Here is a 19,415-nt window from a genome sequence, read left to right as displayed (position 1 = left end):
GAGAACAAGACAATTAGACTGGAGAACAAGACGCTGCGAGCGTCGACGTGCGACCCTGTGCGAACGCAGCACGGCAGGCGTGACGTACCAGGCACGAGCGAGGAAGGTGGGGTCGATGGCGTCGAGCACCGAGGATCGACGTTTCGAGGTCCTGCGAGCGATCGTCGCGGATTACGTCGCCACCAAGGAACCGATCGGCTCCAAGTCCCTCGTGGAACGGCACAACCTGGGTGTTTCCAGCGCCACCATCCGCAACGACATGGCGGTGCTCGAGGCCGAGGGCTACATCACCCAGCCGCATACGAGCTCGGGGCGTATCCCCACCGACAAGGGCTACCGCGAATTCGTCGACCGGATCGCCGAGGTGAAACCGCTCTCCGGCGCCGAACGCCGGGCGATCATGGAGTTTCTCGAATCCGGTGTCGACCTCGACGACGTCCTGCGTCGCGGCGTGCGCCTGCTGGCCCAGCTCACCCGCCAGGTCGCCGTCGTGCAGTACCCCACCGTCTCGGCCGCGATCGTGCGCCACATCGAGGTCGTCGCACTCAACCCGGCTCGTCTGCTGCTGGTGGTGATCACCGACACCGGCCGCGTCGACCAACGCATCGTCGACCTGGGCGCGGTGATCTCCGACGAGGACCTCGTCGCCGTGCGCGGTCTGCTCGGCGGCGCCATGGACGGAAAACTGCTCTCGGTGGCCAGCGCCTCGGTGGCCGGGGTGCCGGAACGCGCACCGGCCAAGATTCGCGACGTGCTGATCCGGGTCTCCACCGTCCTGGTGGAGACGCTGGTCGAGCATCCCGAAGAACGGCTGGTCCTCGGCGGCACCGCCAACCTCACCCGCAATGTCGCCGATTTCGGCTTCCCCGGCTCCCTACGCACCGTGCTGGAAGCCCTGGAAGAACAGGTCATCGTGCTCAAACTGCTCGCCGCCGCGCAGCAGCCGGGTCAGGTGATGGTGCAGATCGGCGAGGAGACCCAGGTCGAGCAGATGCGCGGCACCTCGGTGGTCTCCACCGGCTACGGCGCCGCCGGTGCCGTACTGGGCGGTATGGGCGTGCTCGGCCCCACCCGCATGGACTACCCGGGCACCATGGCATCGGTGGCGACCGTCGCCCGCTACATCGGCGAGGTGCTCGCCGAAAGGTGAAGCCAGCGCGGGAACGACAACAACCGGACTGTTAAGGTCGATACTTCGGCCGGTAAAGTTGAGTGGATTCGACTAAAGGATGCGCCCGGCGCTCGGCCGGCCCACACCGACCAAGGACTAGAGAACTCACGTGGCACGGGATTACTACGGACTGCTCGGCGTCGGCAAGAATGCCACCGACCAGGAGCTCAAGCGCGCTTACCGCAAACTGGCCCGCGAACTGCACCCCGACGTGAACCCGGACGAGGGCGCGCAGGCCCGCTTCAAGGAAGTCTCCACCGCCTACGAGGTGCTGACCGACCCCGAGAAGCGCCGGATCGTCGACCTCGGCGGTGACCCGCTCGAAAACGGCGGCGGTGGAGCAGGATTCAACGGTGCAGGCTTCGGTGGTCTCGGCGACGTCTTCGAGGCCTTCTTCGGCGGGATGAGCGGCCAGGGCGGTGGCCAGCGCAAGCCGCGTGGCCGCGTGCAGCCCGGCGCCGACTCGCTGATCCGCACCAGGCTGAGCCTGGCCGAATGCGCGGTCGGCGTCACCAAGCATCTGACCGTCGACACCGCGATCCTGTGCGATGTCTGCGTGGGCTCCGGCACCAACGGCAACTCCAAGCCGATCCGCTGTGAGACCTGCGACGGCGCGGGCGAGGTGCAGTCGGTGCAGCGCTCGTTCCTCGGCCAGGTGCTCACCTCGCGTCCCTGCCCCACCTGCCGTGGCGCGGGCGAGACCATCCCCGACCCCTGCAACAAGTGCGGTGGCGACGGCCGAGTGCGTGCTCGTCGCGAGATCGCCGCGCCCATCCCGGCCGGTGTCGCCAGCGGTATGCGGGTTCGCCTGGCCGCTCAGGGCGAGGTCGGCCCCGGCGGCGGCCACGCCGGTGACCTCTACGTCGAGGTCGTCGAGCAGCCCCACGACACCTTCGTTCGCGACGGCGACGACCTGCACTGCACCGTCCGGGTGCCGATGGTCGACGCGATCCTCGGCACCACCGTGGTCGTCGACACCATCCTCGACGGCCCCACCGAGCTCACCATCGCGGCGGGCACCCAGCCCGGCGAGGTCATCCAGCTGCGTGCCCACGGCATGCCGCGCCTGCGTTCGGGCGCGCGTGGCGACCTGCTCGCCCACCTCGACATCGTGGTGCCGAACAAGCTCGACGGCAGGCAGACCGATCTGCTGCGCAAGTTCAAGGGCATGCGGGACAAGGATCGCGCCGAGGTGATGTCGACCCAGTCCGAGCACAACAGCGGCCTGTTCGCCCGGCTGCGCGCGTCGTTCAGCGGACGCTGAGGCCGTGGCCGCGACGGTCTTCTACCTCGACGAGGTGCCCGAACCCGGGGCCGTCGCGGTGCTGGACGGTCCGGAGGGTCGCCACGCGGCGACCGTGCGCCGGATCAAGGTCGGCGAGCCGATCACCCTGTCCGACGGGCACGGTGTGCTCGCCGACTCCGAAGTCGTCGCGGCCCAGAAGGATCGCCTGGAGCTGGCGGTCCGTGACCGCCGTCTGGCCACCCCGCCCACCCCGCAGGTGACTGTGGTGCAGGCCTTGCCCAAGTCCGATCGCTCCGAGCTGGCCGTCGAGTTGATGACCGAGGCGGGCGCGGACCTGATCGTCCCCTGGCAGGCCGCGCGCTGCGTAGCGAACTGGGAGGCCAAGGCCGGCAAGGGAATCGACAAGTGGCGCGCGGCCGCCAAGTCCGCGGCCCGGCAGTCCCGTCGCGCCTACATTCCCGAGATCGCAGGCTTGCACCGCACCCGCGACCTGGTCGAGCTGGTGCGAAAAGCGAAGGCGGACGGCGCGATCGTCGCGGCCCTGCACGAATCCGGCGCGGGCAAGTTCACCGAGCTTCCGCTGGCGCGGGCGAGCGACGTGGTCTTGATCGTCGGCCCCGAAGGCGGCCTCGACAACGCCGAACTGGCAGCGCTGGAAGAGGCCGGTGCCGACATCGTGCTACTCGGCCCCACCGTGCTGCGCACCTCCACCGCGGCGGCCGTCGCGCTCGGTGCGCTGGGAGCGTTGACTTCGCGCTGGTGAGCAGGAATGGGCCGCCGCATACCACGGGCACATTTTTAACCACTGTGCGGTGTCAGTGCTCGGCGGTAAACTGATCTCATCGAACACCAGGTCGAAACCGGAAGCAGGCTGTAGCCACTTTTGAAGAACTCAGGCGAGATCGGCAACCCCACCAACCCCGTATCAGACATCGGCGCAGGCGGTAACAATGCTGGTCCCGCGGCGCGGACCGTGCGTTCCAGCATCGAGCTCGCCCCGGAGTCGGTTTTCGGTTTCCTCGGCTCGGCCGACCAGAACCTGCGTCAGCTGGAGAAACTGCTCCCGGCCGATATCCATGTCCGCGGCAACACCGTCACCATCACCGGTAAAGCCGGCGACGTGGCGCTGGCCGAGCGGGTTATCGAGCAGCTCGTGGCGCTGACCGGCCGCAACCGGGTGATCACCCCCGAGGCGGTTCGCCACACCATCTCGATGCTCACCGACGAGGGCGTGTCCGAATCGCCCGCCGAGGTGCTGAGTCTGGACATCCTGTCGCGGCGCGGCAAGATCATCCGCCCCAAGACGCTCAACCAGAAGCGCTATGTCGACGCGATCGATGACAACACCATCGTGTTCGGCATCGGCCCCGCGGGCACCGGCAAGACCTACCTGGCCATGGCCAAGGCAGTGCAGGCCCTGCAGTCCAAGCAGGTCACGCGCATCATCCTGACCAGGCCCGCGGTCGAGGCGGGCGAGCGGCTCGGCTTCCTGCCCGGCACGCTCAACGACAAGATCGACCCGTATCTGCGTCCGCTCTACGACGCTCTGCACGACATGATGGACCCCGAAGCGATTCCCAAGCTGATGGCATCCGGTGTCATCGAAGTCGCGCCGCTGGCGTACATGCGTGGCCGCAGCCTCAATGATTCGTTCATCATTCTCGACGAGGCGCAGAACACCACGGCCGAGCAGATGAAGATGTTCCTCACCCGCCTCGGCTTCGGTTCGCGGATGGTGGTCACCGGTGACATCTCGCAGGTCGACCTGCCCAACGGGCAGCGCTCGGGTCTGCGGGCGGCCGCGGAGATCCTCACCGATATCGACGACATCCACTTCTCGGAGCTCACCAGCGCCGACGTGGTGCGCCACCGACTTGTCTCCGACATCGTCGACGCCTACGACCGCTTCGAATCCGAGACCCGCGCGGTCCCCGGCCCGCACTACCCGGGCAATCGAGCCCAGCGCCGGGCAGCGGGCCGCACCGACCGTCGCTAACCGGCGGAACCGGGGCGGGACACGATCAAGCTGGCCCGATGCCGCTCCCGGCGGCGTCGGGTCGGCACCGTACCCTGAACGGGTGAGCATCGAGATCGCCAACGAATCGGGTATGGACGTTCCCGAAGAAGACCTGGTCAGCGTCGCGCGTTTCGTGATCGCTCGGATGGACGTCCATCCGGCCGCCGAGCTGTCGATGGTGCTCGTCGATCTCGACACCATGGCCGACCTGCACGTGCGCTGGATGGATCTGCCCGGCCCCACCGACGTGATGTCGTTCCCGATGGACGAGCTCGAGCCCGGCGGCCGTCCCGACAGCCCCGAGCCCGGCCCGTCCATGCTCGGCGACATCGTGCTGTGCCCGGAGTTCGCGATGGGTCAGGCGCAGAAGGCCGACCATTCGCTCGACCACGAGCTGGCCCTGCTCACCGTGCACGGCGTGCTCCACCTGCTCGGCTACGACCATGCCGAGCCGGAGGAGGAGAAGGAGATGTTCGCGCTGCAGGCCCAGCTGCTCGAGGAGTGGTACGTGAGCCTGCGTGAGGAACAGCGCCGTGCGGAGCTGGCCGAGCGTGACGACCGACTACTCGGCAAGGCAGGTTTCACCGCACCCGGTGAAGGCCCCGCGTGACAGTACTGACCCTGATTTCGCTGGCGATCGTGTTGATCGGCATCGGCGGGGTGTTCGCGGGCGTCGACTCGGCACTGAACACGGTGTCGCGGGCCAGGCTCGACGACATGGTCCGCGAGGAGCGCTCCGGTGCCGCCCGGCTGCGCACGATCGTCGACGACCGTCCGCGCTATGTGAATCTCGTTGTCCTGCTGCGTATTCTGTGCGAGATCACCGCCACCGTGCTGCTGGCCGCGGCGACCTTGGAACTGTGGAACGAGACCACGGCACTACTGGTCACGGCCACGTTGATGGTGGTGGTTTCCTACGTCGTGATCGGCGTCGGCCCGCGTACGCTCGGCCGCCAGCACGCCTACTCGATCGCGTTGGCCGCCGCCGTGCCGTTGCAGATCATCGGCGCGGTGCTCAGCCCGGTCAGTCGGCTGCTGATTCTGCTCGGCAACGCGATCACCCCGGGTAAGGGATTTCGCAACGGCCCCTTCGCTTCCGAGATCGAGCTGCGCGAGGTGGTCGACATGGCCCGCGAGCGCGGCGTGGTGGCCGATGACGAACGCCGGATGATCCAGTCGGTCTTCGAACTCGGCGACACCCCGGCCCGCGCGGTGATGGTGCCGCGCACCGAGATGGTGTGGATCGAGGACGACAAGACCGCCGCCCAGGCGATGTCGCTGGCCGTGCGCTCCGGCCACTCCCGGATCCCGGTGATCGGTGAGAACGTCGACGACGTGCGCGGCGTGGTCTACCTGAAAGACCTGGTGCCCTATGCCGATCGCGCCCGCAAGGTATCGGTGCGTGACGTCATGCGGCCCGCGATCTTCGTCCCCGATTCCAAGCCGCTCGACGCACTCCTCGACGAGATGCAGCGGCGGCGCAATCACATGGCGCTGCTGGTCGACGAGTACGGCGGCATCGCGGGACTGGTAACCATCGAGGACGTGCTGGAAGAGATCGTCGGCGAGATCAACGACGAATACGACACCGACGAGACTCCGCCCGTGGAGGACCTCGGTGAGGGTCGCTACCGCATCTCGTCGCGGCTGTCGGTGGAGGACCTGGGGGAGCTGTACGGCCTCGACATCGAGGACGACGACGTCGACACCGTCGGCGGGCTGCTCGCGCACGAGCTGGGCCGCGTCCCGCTGCCCGGCTCCAAGGTGACCGTCTACGGGCTGGTGCTGCGCGGCGAGGGCGGCGCCGACGCGCGCGGGCGCATGCGCGTCAACACCGTGCTGGTGCGCCGGGCCGCGGATAAAGCAGAGAAGAAGACCGACAAGCCCCGCAAGGGCGCGACCGACGAGGCAACCGCCGACACCGACCAGGTGCGCGTGCCCGACGACAACGGAGAAAACCATGAGTGAACTGGACGCCGAGGACAACAAGCTGCTGGTACTGGCGCGTGGCGCGCTCGGGCGCACCGGCGGCGCGAGCGGCGCCGCGGTGCGCGACACCGACGGGCGCACCTACGCCGCGGGCGAGGTAGCGCTGACCGCCCTGCGCCTGACCGCGTTGCAGGCCGCTGTGGCCGCCGCGATCTCGAGTGGCGCGGAGGGGTTCGAAGCGGCGGTCGTCGTCGCCGGTGACGCCGACGACGCGGGTATCGGCGCGGTCCGTGAGGTCTCGCCTTCGGCCTCGATCGTCCGCACCGACCGCACCGGTGCCGTGCTGAGCGAGGTGCACGGTGGCTGACTCCGGCAAGGAATTCCATTCCGGCTTCGTCTGTTTCGTCGGCCGCCCGAACACCGGCAAGTCGACGCTCACCAACGCGCTGGTCGGCACCAAGATCGCGATCACCTCCTCGCGCCCGCAGACCACCCGCCACACCATCCGCGGCATCGTGCACCGCGAGGACGCCCAGCTGATCCTGGTCGACACCCCCGGGCTGCACCGCCCGCGCACCCTGCTCGGCCAGCGCCTCAACGACCTGGTCCGCGACACCTATTCCGAGGTCGACCTGATCGCACTGTGCATTCCGGCCGACGAGAAGATCGGCCCCGGTGACCGCTGGATCGTCGAGCAGATCAAGATGATGGCGCCCAAGACCAAGATCCTCGGCGTGGTCACCAAGATCGACAAGGTGGGCCGCGACGAGATCGCCCATCAGCTGATGGCCCTGGTGAAGCTGCTCGGCCCCGAGTCCGAGGTCATTCCGGTCTCGGCGGTGAAGGGCGAACAGGTCGAGGTGCTCGTCGACCTGATCGCCTCGCAGTTGCCCGAGGGCCCGGCGTTCTACCCCGACGGTGAGATCACCGACGAGCCGGAGGAAACCCTCATGGCCGAGCTGATCCGCGAGGCCGCGCTCGAGGGCGTGCGCGACGAACTGCCGCACTCGCTGGCCGTGGTCATCGAAGACATCGAGCCGTACGCGGCGAACGAGGACATGCTCGAAGTGCATGCCCTGCTGTATGTCGAGCGGCCCAGCCAGAAGGCGATCATCATCGGCAAGAACGGCGCCCGCCTCAAAGAGGTCGGCACCAATGCCCGCAAACAGATCGAGCACATTCTCGGTACTCGCATCTACCTGAACTTGCACGTGAAGGTCGCCAAGGATTGGCAGCGCGACCCGAAACAGCTGGGGAAGCTGGGCTTTTGACCGTTTGAGTGTCGGCGGTTCGGGGTATCGTTCGGCGAACACGCCGGTTCGTTCGACGTGGTTCGCTGAACGTCCGGGGGAGGCCGTGGAAGTGCCAGATGCCAATGATGTCGGCAAGCTGCTCGAGCTGCTGCGGGCGCTGGAGATTCCCGACGCCCGTCCGCGCGTGCTGCGCACCCTGGTACGCAGGCGGCGTGCGCTGCCCCGCCCGATCGTCGAAATCGTCGGCGTCACCGGGCATACGGCGTTGGTCGGCGAAATCTACAGCTGGCTCAGTGAATCCGGTGGCAGGCGGGCGACCCCGCGCGTCAAGATCGACCTGCACGCGCCCGACCTGCCGCGTACCCAGCTCACCCCCGACCTCAATGCGATCGACGCGGGCCCGCACGCCAATGATCAGGAGATCCCGGGCCACTGCCTGCCGATCGTCCAGCATCTGGTCGCCGGTTTCGCGGCCGACGACACCGCGATGGGTGCGATCAAGTTCCCGCGCTATCGCACCGCCGACTGGCTGACCCGCCAGCGGGTGACCTCCGACGAATCCGAGGCGCCCGACGAATTGCGCCGCAGGCTGCCCAAACTACTGCGCAGCGGTTCGCCGACGAGCCGCTCCGACACCGCCGAAGGTGTTGCGGGCGACACGATTTCACGCGTGGTCTTCGGCGTGCTCGCCCTGTGGCCGGTGCTGCGGTTGTGGCTGTGGGTGTCCGGGCGCATCCCCGGTATGTCGAAGGTGACGCGGTGGTTCCTGCACCAGCGCTACCTGGCGCCCGAATTGTCGGGCAGCTTCCTGGGTTTCGCGTCCCGGCTCACCGCTTCGCACCGGGTCGACGAGAACGAGGAGCAGGTCGCCAAGCTCCTCGTGCACGCGTTTCTCGAGGACCTGCGCGACGCCTACCGGCGCCGGATCTGGCGCCCGTCGAGCTGGCGGCGCACCGCGTACCCGGTGGCGTTGCTCGGCGGTCTCGCCGAGGGCAGCGACGGTGCGCGCATCCTCACCTGGATCAACGAAATCCGCAACGAGACGGGCCTTTTCGATCCGCTGGTGGTCGTGGCGTTGCGGGACGAGGGGCCGATCCGCGAGGTCGGCGAGCTCTCGCACATCAGTGATCTGCGCCCGCTGCGCACCCTGGAAAGTCTCGCCGACACGCCGTCCCCACAACCGCCCGATCCGCTGCAGGAGTGGGTGCGCGAGATCGACAACCGGCGCACTCATCGTCAGGCCGACGCGTGGTTCCTGCCGTTGCGCGCGATCCTGCCGCCCGACACCACCCCGCGTGTGAGCGATGCCCGATTCCGTGGTCTCGCACTGCCGCCCGCGCCGCCGCTCGCCGCGCGCAGCTGGTTCGTCGGTCTGTGCGTGCTGATCCCGATCGTGATCGCGGTGGCCGCGACGCTGGTCTACTTTCCGCCGTTGCGCGGGGCACAGTGTTCGCATTGGCCGTGGACCGGCGGTGTCTCGGTGAGTCTGCGCGGCGGCGAATGTGTCGGCTACAGCGACAACCCCCGGCAGACCTTCGCCGACGACCCCGAGTTGTCGGCGATGCAACGAGAGGTGTTCCGGCTCAACGCTGCCGCGTCCGACGCGCGCGCGAGCAATCCGAACCGCCCCTTGGTCTCGCTGGTGTACTTCGCCGGCCTCAGCTACGTCGACACCAATGTGCGCTACCCGCACGCCCAGGTGGAGGAACTCGCCGGTCTGGCGGTGCAGCAGCGTCGCGCGTTACTGGCCTCCGACGAATCGGAACCGTTGCTGCGCATCATCATCGCCAACGGCGGCTCCGATATGCGCCATGCCGGGTGGGTGGTCGACAATCCGCTGCGCGAGCTCGTGGCCGATGACCCCAGCGTGCTCGGCGTCGTCGGGATCGATCGCAGTAACGACGAAACCCGCAGAGCCATCACCCGTCTCGGCGAGCTTGGTGTGCCCGCGGTAGCGACAACGCTGTCCGCTGATGGTCTCGAAGAGGCATCTCCGCTGTACTTCCAAGCGGCACCGAGCAATAGGGTGCAGGCCCGCCTCGTCGCCGACTATGTGCAGGGCGCTCGCGATCTCAACGGCGCGCCCCGCTACGACAAGGTGGCGATCTATCACCCCGAGGCCGCCGGTGACCTGTACGTGACCACCTTGGTCGAGGACGTGCAGAAAGAACTCACCGAACGCGGGGTGGCGCAGGAGAGTATGAGCTGGCGCGAACAACAGCAGCTCTACCGTTTTCCCGCGCCGTGCGAAACCGCCGGATTCGGCCGCCGCACCCTGCTGTTCTTCGCGGGCCGCAACGACGACTTCCCGACTTTCGCCAAATCGGTGAGTCGCGGCTGCCTCAGCGGCGCGGGCCCGGCGATCCTCGGCAACGACGCGGTGACCAGGCTGATCACCGATCCGAAAGCCACCGCCGCACTTCCCGCCAACCTCACCGTGCGCTACGTGTCCAAGGCGTCGCCGGTCATGCTCGGCGGGGCCGACTGTGTCAGCGGCATCGGCAAACTCGGCGGCCAGCCGGTGCCGTTCGAACACGAGCAGCTGTGTACCGAGCTGGCCGGGTTGATCGAAGACCTCCGTGGCTATGCCGGGCTCACCGACTACCGGCCCACCTGGGCCGGCGACCGCACCGGTCTGGCTTTCGACGTGAGCGGCCTGTTCGTCCAGGCTGTGCGCAACAGCCGTGGCGTCCTCGCCGACCTCCCGCCGAACCGAACCGCCATCGCGGTCCAGCTGCGCGAGTCCGACTATCGCGGCGTCACCGGCACGCTCGGCTTCTCGACCAGCCGCGTCGCCGACGGCTCGTCGATCGCGGTCCTGGTCACCGCCGCGGTCGGCGGATCGGGCCCGCAGCGCTGCCTGGTGATGTTTCCTCGGCAGACCGGCCAGGACGGTTGTCCGTCGGGCACGAAGAGCGATCTCGAAGGGTGGATCGAACCGGGGCGTTAGCGCACCCGGTGAATCACCACCACCGCACGGGACGGTTGCGGTCCCAGTGCAGTTCTGATTCCAGCTGGGCCGCAAGCGAAATCAGCAGCGGTTCACTGTCTGCGGTGCCCATCAATTGCGCGCCGATCGGCAGCCCGGATTCGGTGAAGCCCGCCGGTACGTTCACGCTCGGCCAGCCGAGCACGTTCCACGGCCACGTATACGGGCACGCGGCGGTGATCAGGCTGTTGGTCGCGCCGACGCCGATGCCATCGATCTGTTCCACCTGCGGGGGAGGGGTCGCGGTGGTCGGCGCCAGCACGAGGTCGTAGTCGTCGAAGAACGAACCGATTCGCTTGTGCAGCAGCGGTTCCGCGAGTCGCGCCGCGGTGAGTGCGGGCCCGCTGAGTACTCGGCCGATGCGCGCATTGGCCGTGGTCCGTGGGTCGACAACGGCTCCGGGCATATCCCGGTGCACGCGACTGATCCCCGCCAGCGAGCGCGGCAGGAAGGACGCGCCGATCATCAACCCGTAGTGCAGGTCCGTCACGGTGACGGTATGGCCGAGCGTGCGCAGAGTGCCCGCCAGCGCGTGCACGGCCGCCGCGATCTGCGGATCGAGTGCGGTCTTGGTCGCGGTGTACGGAATGCTCAGGGAGAGAGCGATTCTGAGCCTGCCAGGATCGCGCCCGACCGCTGCGCTCGCATCGATCGGCGCGGGCCTGTGCCGGTCGCCGTCGTGCGGTCCGGCGGCGATGTCGAGCAGCATCGCCGCGTCACGCACGGTGCGCGCGAGCGGGCCGTTGACGGTGAGCCCGTTGAACGCCTCCGCCAGCGGCCAGGTGGAGATGCGCCCACGCTGCGGCTTGATCCCGACCAGGTTCGTCCACGAGGCCGGGATACGCACCGACCCCGCACCATCGGAACCCAGTGCCGCCGGGACCAATCCGGCCGCGACCGCCGCCGCCGACCCGCCCGATGACCCACCCGGCGTGCGCGTGCGATCCCATGGGTTACGGGTGTATCCGAACGCGTCACCACTGGTGAAGGGCAACTGCCCCAGCTCGCAGGTATTGGCCTTGCCGACGATCACCGCACCCGCCGCGCGCAACCGGCGCACCGATTCGGCGTCGGCGGTCTTCGGCGCGAATTCCCCACCGCACCCGAACGCGGTGACCTCGCCGCTGATATCGGTGTCGTCCTTGACCGCGATCGGCACACCGAGCAGAGGCAGCCGCACACCCGCCGCCACGCGCGCGTCCGCCTCGGCCGCCTCCCGGAGCGCGGCTTCGCGACGCACGACCCGGAACGCGTTGAGCGTCGGCTGCGACGCCTCGATCCGCTCGAGCGCGTCGGCGACGGCCGTAACCGAGGAGATGCTGCCCTCGGCGATGGCCGCGGACAGGTCGGTGAGACCGAGGTCGGCCGAGGAATTCGGCGCGATGTGGTCGGGCGCGGACATGTGAGCTCCATCTCTGCAGGTACTTGGCTCGACGGTAACCCGAAGCTGGTCACCCGTCCACATCCCCTAGGGTGGGTATAGACATACATACGGTATGTATGTAACAGTGGAGGAGTCCAGCATTCGACCAGGGGAGGACCCATGGGAATCAGCTCAGCACTCGGCCCGGCGCACGAGATCGCCCTGTCGACCGGCCGCATCCGCTATCACGACACCGGCACCGGATCGCCGGTCGTCTTCGTCCACGGACTGCTCGTCAACGCCGATATCTGGCGCGGGGTGGTGCCCGGCCTCGTCGCCGCCGGACACCGCTGCCTCGCACCCGACTGGCCACTCGGATCCCACACCATCCCGCTGCCCGCCGCCGACCTGAGCCCCACCGGCATCGCGGACCTGATCGCCGAGTTCCTCGACGCACTCGACCTCACCGATGTCACCGTCGTCGCCAACGACACCGGCGGCGCGCTCACCCAGATTCTGATGACCCGCCGACCGGAACGGATCGGTCGCGTCGTGCTGGCCGCCGTCGACTGTTACGAAGTGTTCCCGCCCCGGCCCTTCTCGGGACTGCTGAAGGTGGCGAAGATTCCCGGCGTGATCCGCCCACTGCTGGCACCGATGCGCTGGAAGTTCGCGCAGCGCCTGCCGCTCGGCTTCGGTTGGGTGACCAAACGCGCACTGCCGCAAGATATCGCGCAGTCCTACCTGGGGCCCGCCCGACATGACGCCGCCATTCGCGACGATCTGCGCCGGTTCGCCGCCGGTGTGGACAACCGGTGCACCATCGCCGCCGCACAGCGTTTCCCCACGGTCGATCTGCCGGTGCTCGTGGTGTGGTCCACCGAGGACAAGCTGTTCCCGATGGCGCTGGCCGAACGACTGGTCGCGGATCTACCGCGGGCGAGCCTGCGCACCATCGACAATTCCTACACTTTCGTCTCCGAGGACCGGCCGGAGTTGCTCACCGAACTGATCGTGGAGTTCACTCGGCTGCATGCAGCGCCGTAGTCAGGAGGATCGTTCCCGCACTACCCGAGCCGCGCTCGAGCAGGCAGGCCGTAGCCTGTTCGCCGAGCGCGGCTTCGCCGGTACGTCGGCCGAGCAGTTGGTGGCCGCCGCCGGCGTCACCCGCGGTGCCCTGCACCACCACTACGGCGACAAGCGCGGACTGTTCCTCGCCGTCCTCGAGCAGGTCGAGACCGAGGCCACCGAGGAGATCGCGAGCGCCGTGGCCGCTGTCGACCGCGCCGACATCATCGGCGGCATGACCGCTGGTCTGGCGCGGTTCCTCGACATCTGTGCCCGCCCGGAGATGCTGCGCATCGTGTTGATGGACGCCCCGACCGTGCTCGGCTGGCCCGCCTTCCGTGAATTCGAAGCGCGCCACGGACTCGGCCTCATCACCGCCGAACTGCAACGCGCCACCGACGCGGGCCTTATCCCGGTCGCCCCGGTCCCGGTACTCGCGCAACTACTGCTCAGCGCCATCACCGAAGCCTCGCTCATCGTCGCCCACGCCGATGACCCCGACCGTGCCCGCCTCGAAACCCAGCAATCGCTGCTGCTGCTCATCGCCGGCCTGCTCCGATCCTGATCCGTGTCCGTGACCGCGGTGTCGGGCCCGCGTGCAAGACTGGCCACGTGCGGTTGTATCGGGATGAGGCGGTAGTGGTTCGCCAGCACAAGCTGGGCGAGGCCGATCGCATCGTCACGCTCCTGACCAGGCAACACGGGCTCGTCAGGGCGGTGGCGAAGGGGGTGCGGCGCACCAAGTCGAAGTTCGGGGCGCGGCTCGAGCCGTTCTCCTACATCGACGTGCAGTTGCACCCGGGTCGCACACTCGACATCGTCACCCAGGTCATCACCGTCGAGGCGTTCGCCGCCGACATCATCGACGACTACGGCCGCTACACCACCGCGTGCGCGATCCTCGAAACCGCCGAACGCCTCGCGGGCGAAGAACGCGCACCCGCCCCGAAGCTGCACGTACTCACCGCGGGCGCCCTGCGCGCCATCGCCGCCAAGCAGCGCCCGCACGAACTGATCCTCGACGCATACCTGTTGCGCGCCATGGGCTTTGCCGGTTGGGCGCCCGCGCTCGACGAATGCGCCCGCTGCGCGACCCCCGGCCCGCACCGCGCATTCCACGTGGCAGCGGGCGGCGCGGTCTGCGTGCACTGTCGCCCGCCGGGCGCGAGCACGCCTGTCACCGGGGTGCTCGATCTGCTCGTCGCCCTGTTGAAGGGGGAGTGGGCCTATGTCGACAGCGTCCCCGACAATGTCCGCCGCCAGGCCAGCGGTCTGGTCGCCGCCCACCTGCAGTGGCATCTGGAACGTCAGCTGCGCACGCTGCCGCTGATCGAGCGATCCCGCATCGAATCCCCGTCCACGGACCGGTCCGACGCCGCTGTCGTCGGGCGGGTCAGCTGACAGGTCGACGCTCCACACCTACCGCCGCGCTCCTCTCAATCCGGAGCCCGTGCAGCCCGCACCTGGCGATCAGGCAGGATGGATGCCGTGATCCTGCGTCGTGACTCTTCTCCCGCGAGCAAGCCGGACGGCGGCACCCGCACCGTGCGCCCGCCGTCCCAGCATCCCTCCGGCGCGCGCCCGCCCGCGATCCCGCCGGAGCTCGTGCCCAACCACGTCGCGCTGGTGATGGACGGCAACGGCCGCTGGGCCCAGGAACGTGGTCTGCCGCGCACCGCCGGACACGAACGCGGCGAGGCCGTGCTCATGGACTCCGTCGAAGGCTGCATCGAGATCGGCGTCAAGTGGCTGTCCGCCTACGCCTTCTCCACCGAGAACTGGCGGCGCAGTCCCGACGAGGTGCGCTTCCTGATGGGCTTCAACCGCGACGTGATCCGCCGCCGCCGTGACGAGATGCACGAGATGGGTGTGCGCGTGCGCTGGGCCGGTCGCCGACCTCGTCTGTGGCGCAGCGTGATCAAGGAACTCGAGGTGGCCGAAGAGCTCACCAAGGACAACGACGTGATGACGCTGACCATGTGCGTCAACTACGGTGGCCGTGCCGAAATCGCTGACGCCGCAAGGGAAATCGCGCGCCGGGTGGCCGCGGGCGAGATCGACCCGGAGAAGGTCGACGAGGCCACCGTCGCGAAATATCTCGACGAACCCGATATGCCCGACGTCGACCTGTTCCTTCGCCCCTCCGGCGAGTTCCGCAGCTCGAACTTCCTGATCTGGCAGGCCGCCTACGCCGAATTCGTCTACCAGGACACGCTTTTCCCCGACTTCGACCGGCGTAACCTGTGGGACGCGTGCCTGGAATACGCCAAGCGCGATCGTCGCTTCGGTGGCGCCAAATGAGCGACAGTCAAGACGGAGCCGACATGGATGCGCTACTCACCCCGGAACTCGACCTGCAGGCGCGGGCCGGTGCCTGCTTGCAGATGCAGGACATCGAAGTCCGCGTCGACGCCGACAGGTCGCTGGGTTTCGAATACGACGGCGCACTGTGCTCGATCCGCGCCGTCACCCTCGCCCCCGGCCTCACCGTGCTGTCCCTGACCAGCGTCCTGGCCTGGGATCGTCCGCTCAAGGCGGCCCTGCACAAGCGTGTCGCCGAACGCAACAACGAGATCCAGTTCGGCTCGGTCACGCTGATCGCCCGTGGCCAACTGGGCGATGTCATCCTGCGCTACACCTTCCCCGCCGAAGGCCTGGACGACGGGGCACTCACCACCATGCTGCTGCTCGCGCTGTCCGGTGCGAGCCGAGCCCGTCAGGGGTTGCTCGCGCCCTAGCCCGTGACACCTGTCATGGGCGAAGGGTGACAGTCGGCTCAGGTTTCGCGGCCCCGTTCGCGCGAATCTTGAACCATGCCTTCACCACGAACGACCCGCGCGGCCATCGAGCTGCGTGACCTGCGTAAATCCTTTCCCGGAACGACGGATCCGGTCCGTGCCGTCGACGGTCTCGACCTGACCGTCGCGCCGGGGGAGATCGTCGCCTTCCTCGGCCCCAACGGCGCGGGTAAGTCGACCGCGATCGACTTGCTCCTCGGCCTGGCCACCCCCGACTCCGGCACAGTCACGGTCTTCGGCGAGGCGCCCGAGGATGCCGTGCAGGCCGGTCGGGTGGCCGCGGTGCTGCAGTCGGGCGGGCTGCTGCCCGACCTCACCGTCGGCGAAACCGTCCGTCTGGTCGCCGCCCTGCACGCCCGGCCGCGGCCGGTGGCGGAAGTCCTCGAGCGGGCAGGGATCGCCGATATCGCCGACCGCCTCGTCGGAAAGTGTTCGGGCGGCCAGCAGCAGCGGTTGCGGTTCGCGCTGGCACTGCTGCCCGACCCGGACCTGATCGTGCTGGACGAACCCACCACCGGCATGGACGTGTCGGGCAGGCGCGATTTCTGGGCGGCCATGCGCGAGGACGCCGGAAGCGGCCGCACCGTGCTGTTCGCCACCCACTATCTCGACGAAGCCGATGCCTACGCCGACCGGATCGTGCTGGTGCGTGCCGGTCGCATCGTCGCCGACGGCAGCGCCGCCCAGATCAAGAACCTGGCCGTCGGCCGCACCGTGGCGGCCACCCTGCCCGGCGCCGACCCGGCGCACCTGTCGGCGCTACCGGGTGTCGAGCATGTGGAGCTGCGCGGCGATCGAATCCTGTTGCAGGCCAGAGACTCCGATGACATCGCCCGTTTCCTGCTCACCCACACCGCGGCCCACGACATCGAAATCACCACCCACAACCTGGAATCGGCGTTCCTCGCGCTGACCTCCGCACCCGAAGGCGAGCGCTGACATGATCGAGACAACCCGCACCGCGACGAAACCGATGGGCACACCTCGCCTCGGCGGCTTCAGCCCGGCCTTTCTCTCGCTCGAACTCCGCCGCATGCTCCGCAACCGGCGCACCCTGATCTTCACCCTGGTCATGCCGCCGGTCTTCTTCGTGATCTTCGGTCTCCAGGGCGGAAATCGGGACGAATCCTTCGGCTCGGGCAACATCACCGGCTACATCATGGTGTCGATGGCGCTCTACGGCGCCCTGCTCGCGACCACCAGCGGTGGCGCGATGGTGGCTGTCGAACGTGCCCACGGCTGGACCCGCCAGCTACGGCTGACGCCGCTGCGGCCGGTGGCCTACGTGGCCACGAAGGTCGCGGTCGCGATGTCGCTGGGGCTGGCGGCGGTGGCGACGGTGTTCGTCGTCGGCGCGTTCTCCGGTGCCGTTCTGACGCCGGTGGCGTGGGTGGCCTGCTTCCTGCTCGCCTGGGTCTGCTCGCTGGTGTTCGCGGCCTTCGGTCTGCTCATGGGCTATCTGTTGCCCTCGGAGAACGTCATGCAACTGCTCGGCCCCGGACTGGCGATGCTGTCGTTCGCGGGTGGGCTGTTCTTCCCGATCCACGGGTGGTTCGCCACCGTGTCGAAGGTGCTGCCGACCAACGGGGTCGCCACGCTGGTGCGCACCCCGTTCGGTGGCACCGGTGCGGGCACCATCGCGCTGGCCGTGGTGAATGTCGTCGCGTGGACCGCGGTGTTCGTCATGGGCGCGGCCGCACTGTTCCGCCGGGACACCGCCCGCTGAACGAACGATCACGCGGGCCGATTCGTGGGTACCGTCGGTACTCGCCGGCCCGCGTGGCTGCGCAAGTGCTGTGAGAAGGGGAATGTTCGTGAGTTCGGGTGACTTCGTCGACCGGGTGTTCGGCACCGGGGCGGCCGACGCCAGCGGCATGCGCCGCGGGTGGTTCGGTGCCGCGCTCGCGGCGGGATGGTTGCTGTACCTGGTGCCGCAGATCTACGACAGCTGGGTCGAGCACGGCACGGTGCGGGCGGCCGGTGCGACGGCAGCCGTGCTCGCGTTCGGCGGGCTGATCGTGACGGCGTTCGTCGTCTTCCGCAGACTCGACTGGGACGAGCAGGACGATCCGCGATCCGTCGATCCGCGGATCTGGCCACTGCTGGCCGGCATGGCCGCGTTGTCGGTGGCGATGATGGCGCTGCTCGGCGCGTCCGCGCTCCCGACCGCCCTCTACATCGCCGTGGTCGCGATATTCTCGCTGCCGACCCGGCTCTCGTTGGCCGTGGTGGTGGCGGTATCGGCGGCGATGGTGGCAGTACCCGTGTTCGCGCCGGGTTGGTGGCTCGGCGGCACAGCGCTGGTGCTCGCGGTGATACCGCCGGTGATCTGGCTCGCCAGAGAGATCGGCCTGCGTGGCAGGCGACTCCAGGCGATTACCCGCAGTCAGCGCGCCGACCTGGCGATCGAGGCCGAGCGCAATCGGGTCGCCCGCGATGTGCACGACATCCTCGGCCATTCCCTCACGGTCATCACCATCAAAACCGAACTCGCGCAACGCCTTATCGATGTCGACGTGGCGCGCGCCAAGGCCGAACTCGCCGACGTGGAACGACTGGCCCGCGAGGCGCTCGCCGGGGTACGCGATACCGTCGGTGGTCTGCGTGAGGTGAGTCTGCACCGCGAACTCGCCACCGCGCACACCGCGCTGACCGCCGCCGAAATCGTTGCTGTACTGCCTGATTCGACGATGGTGGACACTCGGCACGGCGAGCTGTTCGGTTGGGTACTGCGCGAAGCGGTGACCAACGTCGTGCGCCACAGTGCGGCCGAACACTGCACCGTCGTCGTCACCGAGAACAGCATCGAGATCACCGACGACGGCCGCGGCTTCGATGTCACCGCACCGTCCGGCGCGGGTTTGCGCGGGCTGGCCGAGCGACTGCGCGCGGCCGGTGGCACGTTGACCGTGTCCACGCCACCGGGCGGCGGCGTCGGCCTGCTGGCGGCGGTGCCCGCGGAAGGGAGTGCTCGATGATCCGGCTGCTGCTCGCCGACGACCAGGCACTGGTGCGCGGCGCGCTCGTCGCCCTGCTCGGTCTGGAATCCGACCTCGAGGTGGTCGCCGAGGTAGGCCGCGGCGACGAAGTCCTGGCCGCGGTGACCCGCACCGGCCCCGACGTGGCACTCCTCGACATCGACATGCCCGGCCTGGACGGCATCGAGGTCGCCGCCCGCCTGCACGCCGAACACCCGCGTGTGCGGATCCTCATGGTCACCACGTTCGGGCGCCCCGGCTACCTACGCCGCGCTATCGATGCCGGCGCGAGCGGCTTCGTCGTGAAGGACACTCCCGCACGGGAACTGGCCGACGCGGTCCGCCGGGTACACCTGGGACTACGCGTTGTGGACCCGGCGCTGGCGACCGAGACCCTCACCGCCGGAACCTCTCCGCTCACGGCGAGGGAACGTCAAGTGCTGGCCGCGGCTGCCGACGGTTCGGCGGCCGGGGTCATCGCCCAGCGTTTACACCTCTCGGAAGGAACTGTGCGCAACCATCTTTCGGCCGCGATCGGCAAGACCGGCACCCGCAACCGCGCGGAGGCGATCTTGGTGGCGCAACGTCAGGGCTGGTTGTAGC

General features: G+C 68.5%; 19 protein-coding genes. 18 read left to right on the top strand and 1 reads right to left on the bottom strand.

The annotated features are described in order from the left end of the window. The first annotated feature begins 115 nt into the window (after positions 1-115). From hrcA to ASD42_RS26155, 9 genes are all read left to right on the top strand, one after another. On the top strand, positions 116-1,150 hold the full coding sequence (gene hrcA / locus ASD42_RS26195) for a heat-inducible transcriptional repressor HrcA (protein ID WP_056821832.1): 1,035 nt from the start codon (positions 116-118) through the stop codon (positions 1,148-1,150). Positions 1,151-1,280: 130 nt separating this feature from the next. Further along, positions 1,281-2,435, top strand: coding sequence for a molecular chaperone DnaJ (gene dnaJ / locus ASD42_RS26190; RefSeq protein WP_056821388.1), 1,155 nt, complete (start codon positions 1,281-1,283; stop codon positions 2,433-2,435). A 4-nt stretch (positions 2,436-2,439) separates the two neighbouring features. After that, entirely contained in the window at positions 2,440-3,180 is a 741-nt protein-coding gene (locus ASD42_RS26185; RefSeq protein ID WP_056821386.1) for a 16S rRNA (uracil(1498)-N(3))-methyltransferase, read from the top strand. A gap of 168 nt (positions 3,181-3,348) precedes the next feature. After that, the gene (locus ASD42_RS26180) at positions 3,349-4,413 is read left to right on the top strand and encodes a PhoH family protein (protein ID WP_056821830.1); all 1,065 of its coding nucleotides are present in this window, start codon (positions 3,349-3,351) and stop codon (positions 4,411-4,413) included. 82 nt (positions 4,414-4,495) lie between these two features. Next, positions 4,496-5,044, top strand: a complete 549-nt coding sequence (gene ybeY / locus ASD42_RS26175) for an rRNA maturation RNase YbeY (protein WP_056821384.1) — start codon at positions 4,496-4,498, stop codon at positions 5,042-5,044. Continuing rightward, entirely contained in the window at positions 5,041-6,402 is a 1,362-nt protein-coding gene (locus ASD42_RS26170; protein WP_056821382.1) for a hemolysin family protein, read from the top strand. Before ybeY ends, ASD42_RS26170 begins: the two co-directional genes overlap by 4 nt. Then, on the top strand, positions 6,395-6,730 hold the full coding sequence (locus tag ASD42_RS26165; protein ID WP_056821379.1) for a hypothetical protein: 336 nt from the start codon (positions 6,395-6,397) through the stop codon (positions 6,728-6,730). Before ASD42_RS26170 ends, ASD42_RS26165 begins: the two co-directional genes overlap by 8 nt. Then, a complete protein-coding gene (gene era / locus ASD42_RS26160) occupies positions 6,723-7,634 on the top strand; it encodes a GTPase Era (RefSeq protein WP_056821377.1) in 912 nt (303 codons plus the stop codon). Before ASD42_RS26165 ends, era begins: the two co-directional genes overlap by 8 nt. A gap of 85 nt (positions 7,635-7,719) precedes the next feature. Beyond that, complete coding sequence (locus tag ASD42_RS26155; protein ID WP_235569831.1) at positions 7,720-10,566, top strand: ABC transporter substrate-binding protein; 2,847 nt, start codon at positions 7,720-7,722, stop codon at positions 10,564-10,566. Positions 10,567-10,579: 13 nt separating this feature from the next. Here ASD42_RS26155 and ASD42_RS26150 read toward each other — a convergent pair whose 3' ends face one another. Beyond that, entirely contained in the window at positions 10,580-12,007 is a 1,428-nt protein-coding gene (locus ASD42_RS26150) for an amidase (RefSeq protein WP_056821375.1), read from the bottom strand. Between the two features lie 141 nt (positions 12,008-12,148). On the opposite strand from ASD42_RS26150, the gene ASD42_RS26145 reads away from it, so the two are divergent. From ASD42_RS26145 to ASD42_RS26105, 9 genes are all read left to right on the top strand, one after another. Beyond that, the gene (locus ASD42_RS26145) at positions 12,149-13,015 is read left to right on the top strand and encodes an alpha/beta fold hydrolase (RefSeq protein ID WP_056821373.1); all 867 of its coding nucleotides are present in this window, start codon (positions 12,149-12,151) and stop codon (positions 13,013-13,015) included. Continuing rightward, positions 13,002-13,601, top strand: coding sequence for a TetR/AcrR family transcriptional regulator (locus tag ASD42_RS26140; RefSeq protein WP_056821372.1), 600 nt, complete (start codon positions 13,002-13,004; stop codon positions 13,599-13,601). The genes ASD42_RS26145 and ASD42_RS26140 overlap by 14 nt, the downstream gene beginning before the upstream one ends. Positions 13,602-13,648: 47 nt before the next feature. Further along, entirely contained in the window at positions 13,649-14,437 is a 789-nt protein-coding gene (recO, locus tag ASD42_RS26135; protein WP_056821370.1) for a DNA repair protein RecO, read from the top strand. Positions 14,438-14,515: 78 nt separating this feature from the next. Then, positions 14,516-15,337 (top strand): isoprenyl transferase, encoded by an 822-nt coding sequence (locus ASD42_RS26130; RefSeq protein ID WP_174551932.1) that lies wholly within the window; start codon positions 14,516-14,518, stop codon positions 15,335-15,337. Positions 15,338-15,420: 83 nt separating this feature from the next. Continuing rightward, a complete protein-coding gene (locus tag ASD42_RS26125) occupies positions 15,421-15,774 on the top strand; it encodes a YbjN domain-containing protein (protein WP_235569852.1) in 354 nt (117 codons plus the stop codon). A gap of 75 nt (positions 15,775-15,849) precedes the next feature. Next, positions 15,850-16,773 carry an ABC transporter ATP-binding protein gene (locus ASD42_RS26120; RefSeq protein WP_056821368.1) on the top strand — a complete coding sequence of 308 codons (924 nt, stop codon included), beginning with the start codon at positions 15,850-15,852 and terminating at the stop codon, positions 16,771-16,773. A gap of 1 nt (position 16,774) precedes the next feature. Continuing rightward, complete coding sequence (locus ASD42_RS26115) at positions 16,775-17,560, top strand: ABC transporter permease (RefSeq protein ID WP_056821366.1); 786 nt, start codon at positions 16,775-16,777, stop codon at positions 17,558-17,560. A gap of 82 nt (positions 17,561-17,642) precedes the next feature. Beyond that, positions 17,643-18,812 (top strand): sensor histidine kinase, encoded by a 1,170-nt coding sequence (locus ASD42_RS26110; RefSeq protein WP_056821364.1) that lies wholly within the window; start codon positions 17,643-17,645, stop codon positions 18,810-18,812. Then, the gene (locus ASD42_RS26105; RefSeq protein WP_056821362.1) at positions 18,809-19,414 is read left to right on the top strand and encodes a response regulator transcription factor; all 606 of its coding nucleotides are present in this window, start codon (positions 18,809-18,811) and stop codon (positions 19,412-19,414) included. Before ASD42_RS26110 ends, ASD42_RS26105 begins: the two co-directional genes overlap by 4 nt. Position 19,415 lies beyond the last annotated feature (1 nt).

The organism is Nocardia sp. Root136, assembly GCF_001427185.1.
GTDB classification, from domain to species: Bacteria; Actinomycetota; Actinomycetes; order Mycobacteriales; family Mycobacteriaceae; genus Nocardia; species Nocardia salmonicida.
The sequence above is the reverse complement of the archived record's forward strand: the minus strand, read 5'-3'. Positions and strand labels throughout refer to the sequence as shown.